Consider the following 6,665-nt stretch of genomic DNA (forward strand, 5'->3'; position numbering starts at 1 on the left):
ATCAAAAACCTGGCCAACCGATTCACCCGAGCATCAAACTCCCGGTACGACAACACCGCACCCTCGAACACCACCGCAACAGCACCCGGAGTCCGCGCCACCTGCGCATCAAAGAGATCCGCCAACGCCACCCCCGGCAACTCATGCCCCGTCGCATTCCACGAGTCGAGAACCAACTCCCGCTCACCCAGCCCGAAAACCTCGATATCGCCGACCGGGGTGCTCACATCGTCGGCGACGGTTTCGAGAATCCGAGCCAAACGTTCGGCAAGTGTAGTCATCGCCGCTCTTTCGAAGATTCCCGGCTGGTAGCGCAGACTCATCCGCAGGCGCGGCTCGAGAATCGACAGCAACGTGATCGGGTAATGCGTGGCGTCGCGGGCACCAAGGCTGGCTACGCGCATACCGTCGATGTCGATGTTCTCGTCCAACCCGGATTTATCGACGGGGTACGACTCGAACACAGACAGTGTGTCGAAGAGGTTGCCCAGACCCAGGCGCGACTGCACCTCGCCGAGGCTGACCTCGTGGTGGTCGAGGAGTATCGCCTGTTCGCCCTGCAATCGGGTGAGCAGTTGCGCAAGTGTCTCCTCCGGATCAATCCGCACGCGCACCGGCAACGTGTTGATGAAGAGCCCCATCATGTTCTCGACACCGGGCAGTTGCGGCGGACGACCCGCAACGGTGGTACCGAATATGACGTCGTCACGAGAAAGCAAGCGGGACAACAGCACTCCCCACGCTGCCTGAACCACTGTATTCATCGTGATCCCGCCGCCGCGAACAACCCCGGCGAGCGCGTCATGCACGCTGTCCGGCAGCACGATATCAACTTCGTCGGGGACACCGTAGGCTCCGGCAGAGGCCGGTGGCGCGAGCAACGTCGGATCCTCGACGCCGTCGAGCGCAGCTTCCCAAACACTCACTGACGCTTGGCGGTCGCGCTTCGCCAACCATTCCAGATAGGTTCGGTACGAGGGTGGATTCGGTAAATCGGCCGGCGTGCCATCGGCGACATAGCGCGTCAACAACTCCCGCACCAGCAACGGCATCGACCAACCGTCCAAGATTATGTGGTGGTTCGTAATCGCGAGAACGAATTGCGCTGGGGCAGTGTGGAAGAGTGTCAGTCGCAGCAACGGCGGCGTTTCGGGATCGAACCGGGCGCGGCGGTCTGCGTCAAGCTCCCGGGCGAGTTCCGCTTCGATGTCAGCCCCGCCAGAGCTAAGATCCACTTCCCGCCACGGCACCGCCACGTCATCGACAACCACTTGCGCGGGCACCCCCTCGTCGTCGTACACAAACGCGGTCCGCAAATTCGGATGCCGGGCCAGCAGTCCGGCGGCCGCAACCCGCAGACGTTCGGCGTCAACTCTGCCCTCGAGATCGATGCGCAACTGCGCGGTGTACACGTCCACCGACGAAGCTGCCAACGCAGCGTGGAAGAGCAGTCCGGACTGCAGAGGCGACAATGACCACACATCCTCCAATGCCGGGAATTGACCCTCCCATCTCTCGATCTGCTGCTGACTCACCGATACCAGCGGAACGTCGGACGGCGTCAGTCCGCCCGCATCCGGCCGTGACGCGTACGCAGCGAGTCCTCCCAGAGCGCGGCGCCACAATTCCGTGAACTCCGTAATCTCGGATTCGCTGAGCACTCCCCGCGGGAACGCAAACGATGCCTGGAGGCCGGGCCCATCCGGGCTGTCTTCGACGAAGGCGTTGATATCGATTACCGAAGCGACCGGCGTTTCGGGATTTTGGGTTCCGCCGAGCTGACGGCTGCCCGTCACCGGCAGCCAGTCCTGAGTCCCGTCGGAACTGGAGACTCGGCCGAGATAGTTGAAACTGACTTGCGGAGACCGGAACCGCGACAGTGACTCTGACGACTCACTATCGACATACCGCAACAATCCGAAGCCGATTCCGTGATCCGGGATCGCAAGCAACTGCTCCTTGACTGCTTTGATCGCCTGCCCCGCCGCGCTACCGCCGGCCATTGCGTCGGCGATATCGATTCCGGTCAGATCCAACCGCGCTGGATACAGCGTGGTGAACCACCCGACGGTGCGGGACAACTCCGCGCCCGCTAAGACCTGCTCCTCACGGCCGTGCCCTTCGAGGTTGATCAGGGCGTCCGAAACTACCCCGCCCTGACGTTGTCGCCAGGTGATCAGTGCCATCGCCAGCGCGGTGAGCAGGCCGTCACCCACGCTGCCGTGGACGGCTTCCGGAAGTACGGTAAGCAGCGCGCTGGTCACGCCCGACGATAGTTCGACGCTCACGATGTCGACGGTCGCGTCGACATCGATGGCGGAATCCAGTGGGCGCGAACCGATCAGCGGATCGTGACCACCCAAGATGTTCTCCCAGATTCCCAGTTCGAGACGACGTTGCTGCGCAGCATCGCGTAGGCCATGGGACCACCGCCGCATCGACGTTCCGACTGCGGGCAGCGCCGGAGCCACACCACGCTGAATGTGGCTGCAGGCCAACGCTAGATCCGAGATGAGAATGCGCCAAGAGACACCGTCGACCACCAGGTGGTTCACGACCACAAGCAGCCGCCCGTTCTCGTTCGGGACATCGAACCAGACCACGCGCACCATGTCGGCAGTGGCTGGACTCAAATTACCGGCGGCAGTACCCAGTTCGGCTTCCGCGCGTGCAATGAAATCGTCTCCCTGCACCGTATCGACCGACACCCGACGGACCAGTGCCTCCGCTGACGCAGTACCCGTCGTCAGTACTTCCATGCCTCCGGGCATCTCCGTCAGCAGACGAGCACGAAGCATGTCGTGCCGCTCCAGCACAGCCTCGACTGCTCGAACAAGAACGTCGTAGGTGAGACCGATTGGGGCTGCCAGCAACAGTGACTGGAAGAACCTGTTGACTTGTCCCCCACTACGTTCGAGCATCCATCGCGCGACGGGCGTCAGTGGCAGGCGCCCGACCCCGCCGCCCGGCAACTCGTCGAGCGTGACCGTGCAGTCATTGTCCACCCCCGCTACCTCGGCAAGCCCCGCGACAGTTCGTCTATCGAATACATCTCGGGGAGAGAGGATAATGCCGGCGTCCCTTGCGCGGGCCACCAGTTGTATCGACATGATGCTGTCACCGCCGAGGGCGAAGAAGGAGTCGTCCACTCCCACTGCGTCCAGGCGAAGAACGTCCGCGAACAGCCCGGCAAGAAGTTCCTCGGTCCTAGTTCTCGGAGGCCGGATCGTAGACACAACTGCAGCGAAATCCGGGGCCGGAAGTGCTGAGCGGTTGAGCTTTCCGTGCACAGTCAAGGGAAGCGAGTCCAGAATCACCAGCGCTGCCGGCACCATGTACGACGCCAACCGTCCACTGACAAATTCCAGAACCGCCCTCGAATCGATCGTCGTGCCGGATTCGGGTACCAGGTAGCCGATCAGCCGATCGCCACTGCCGGATCCGATCACGCCGCTGTCGCCGTTCCACACCTGTGTCACGGCCTGAGCTACGTCCTCGTGTTCGAGCAGTGCTGACTCGACCTCACCGCGTTCGATCCGGAATCCGCGAATCTTCACCTGGGAATCGGTCCGTCCGAGGTATTCCAACTGTTGATCGGCCGTCCACCGCACCCGATCGCCGGTTCCATACATCCGACTTCCGGCGGGCCCGAAGGGGTTGGCTACAAAGTGTTCGGCGGTCAGCGGGAACCGCTGGTGATAGCCACGTGCGAGTGCCGGACCGGCAAGATACAACTCGCCAGTGACACCCACCGGCACCGGTTGCAGCCGTGAGTCCAGCACGGCCTCGGTGAACCCGAGAGTGGGCGCGCCGATGGTGACCGGCGCCCCCGGCACCAGCCTGGCACTGATACTGGAGACGACTGTTGCTTCGGTTGGCCCGTACGCGTTGAACATCCGTCGGCCGGGTGCCCATTGTGCGACCAACTCGGGAGGACAGGCTTCGCCGCCGGTCACCACACATTCGAGGGCAGTGAGACCGGCGGAATCAACCGACGCCAGCGCCGCCGGAGTGACGAAGCAATGCGTGACCCGCTCCGATTTCAGCAGATCCGCCAACTCGGCTCCGCCGTACACGGACGGCGGAGCGATCACCATGGTGGCGCCCGCACCGGTCGCCAGTAGAAGCTCGAGAACTGACGCATCGAAGCTCGGCGAAGCAAAGTGAAGTGTTCGGGACTGGACTGAAGTTGCGAACCTTTCCCGTTCTTGGGCAGCGAAGTTCGACAGGCCGCGGTGCGTGGTGACCACACCTTTGGGTGTACCGGTCGATCCGGACGTGTAGATCAGGTATGCCGGATTGTCGATCAGTATCGGTGACGTCAAGTCTTCGTCGCAGAGCGCCGAGGACGAATACTTCCCGAGCTTGTCTTCAAATTCCGGTTCGCCCAGCACCAGCCATTCCGCCGTCTCGGGAAGCGCTGCACTGTGCGCCGACGTCGTCACACCCCAGACTGCTCCGGAGTCTGTGAGCATGTATTCGATTCGCCCAGCCGGATGGCTCGGATCGACCGGAAGAAACGCCGCCCCGGATTTAGCCACTGCCCAGACGGCCAGGATGGCTTCGTCAGAACGTGGCACACACACCGCAACCACAGTCTCGCTGCCGGCACCCCGCTCGATCAACATGCGGGCCAACTGATTCGAACGCATGTCAAGTTCGCCGTAGCGAACCTCCCGTCCTTCGAAGACGAGCGCCACGGCATCCGGATCACGTGTGGTTGCTTCTGCCAACAGTTCCGGCAGCGTCCTCGGTGTCAGCGCCGCACCACCCGTTGCCGGAGCGAGTTCGGCGCGCTCGGAGACGCCCAGAATATCGATGTCGCCGACTCTGACATCAGCGCTCTCGGTAACCGTCTGGAGGATGCACTGGAATCGCCTCGCAAACCCGGCAACTGTCTCCTCGTCGAAAAGATCAGTTGCATAACCGAAGTCCGCCGTGATTCCAGTGGGTCGGCCAGCGGTGTCGACGTTCTCCGACACAGTCAGCTGGAGGTCGAAGTTAATGGTGTCGATCGGAGCAACAAGACTCCGAATCTGCAATCCGGGGAGTTCCAGTGTGGGGCGCTCGATATCCTGGAACTCCAGCATCACCTGGAAGAGCGGTGAGTACGCAGTGGACCGCGATGGGTTCAGAACCTCCACGACACGTTCGAACGGGACTTCTGCATGGGTGAAGGCACCCAGATCGCCTTCACGAACGGTGTCGAGCACATCGGAGAATGTGGCGTCGCCAATGACGTGTGTGCGCAAGACAAGTGTGTTGACGAACATGCCCACGACGTTGTCGAGTTCCCTCTCGCCGCGTCCAGCGATCGGTGTCCCCACGGTGATGTCGTCTCCACCGCTCAGTCGTGCCAGCAGAACCGCCAGTACTGCCTGCACAGTCATGAAGACCGTTGCGTTGTGATTGCGTGCCAACGCCACCAGACCGGCGTGAACATCTTCACCGATGCCGAATTCGAGATGGCCCGATTCGAGTGATCGGACAGCCGGACGGGGGCGATCTGTCGGTATCTCCAGTACTTCCGGCAGCTCTGCCAGTGTGGCGGCCCAGTAGGCCAACTGTCTCGAAATCAACGACTTCTCATCAGATTCCGAACCCAGCCACTCGCGCTGCCACAGTGTGTAGTCGGCGTATTGCACCTCGAGCGGTGCCCAATCCGGTTCTGAACCGTTCAGTCGAGACGCATACGCGGTCATGATATCTCGCGCCAAAGGTGCCATCGAGAAACCGTCGGATGCGATGTGATGCACGACCACTGCCAGTGTGTGCGCATCCTCGTCGAGTTGGAACAGGTTCGCCCGCAACGGGATCTGCTCCGTCACGTCAAATCCTGCAGACAACACCCGCTGACACAGTTCGCGAAGTTCGGCGTCACCCGACACGACGATCGGATCAAGGTCGAGTATTGCGCTTGTCGTCGGCAAGATCACCTGCTGCGGCCCGTCGTCGGCAAGCGGGAAGATGGTGCGCAGCGTCTCATGTCGCACTATGACGTCCGCAAACGCCTGGCGTAGCGCGCTCACATCAAGCCGCCCTTCGAGGCTCAACACAAACGCGACGTTGTAGGCCGACGACGAAGTGTCGAACTGATTGATAAACCACAGGCGCTGCTGAGCCAGCGACACGGGGGCTTTCGTTGAACCTTCCCGCGGCTTCAAGGGCGGGCGGGATTCCAAGCCGTCCTCCGATTGCGCCAGCACCGCCAGACCCGCGACGGTCGGGGCGTCGAAGACATCACGAACGCTGATCCGGTCTCCGACTGCCGCATTGATCCGAGCCACCAGACGAGTAGCAATCAGGGAGTTCCCACCGAGTGCGAAGAAGTTGTCGTCGACTCCCACTCTGGCGATTCCGAGTAGGTCGGCCACAACGGAGGCCACGATCTGTTCGATCGGGTTGCGTGGAGCCGCAAATTCGGCTGCATCGCTATTGAAACTAGTGTCCGGTAGCGCTTTTCGGTCCAACTTCCCATTCACCGTCACCGGCAAACCCGACAGCACCACCAACACCGACGGCACCATAAACCCAACCAACTCCGACGCCGCACCCCCAACACCACACCCCCACCCCCCACCACCCCCCCCACCACCACCCCCAACCCCCCCCACAACCCCCCACCCCCCCACACCCCCCCCCACCACCCCCCCCCCCCCACCACC

At 62.2% G+C, this 6,665-nt stretch carries 1 pseudogene; it reads right to left on the reverse strand.

The features are described 5' to 3' along the window. Positions 1 to 6,530 (reverse strand): annotated as a pseudogene (locus MTX36_RS29290) (amino acid adenylation domain-containing protein); the annotation flags it as partial. Positions 6,531 to 6,665: the final 135 nt, after the last annotated feature.

Origin of the sequence: Rhodococcus sp. ARC_M6, assembly GCF_022810305.1 — a bacterium.
Lineage (GTDB): Bacteria > Actinomycetota > Actinomycetes > Mycobacteriales > Mycobacteriaceae > Rhodococcus_F.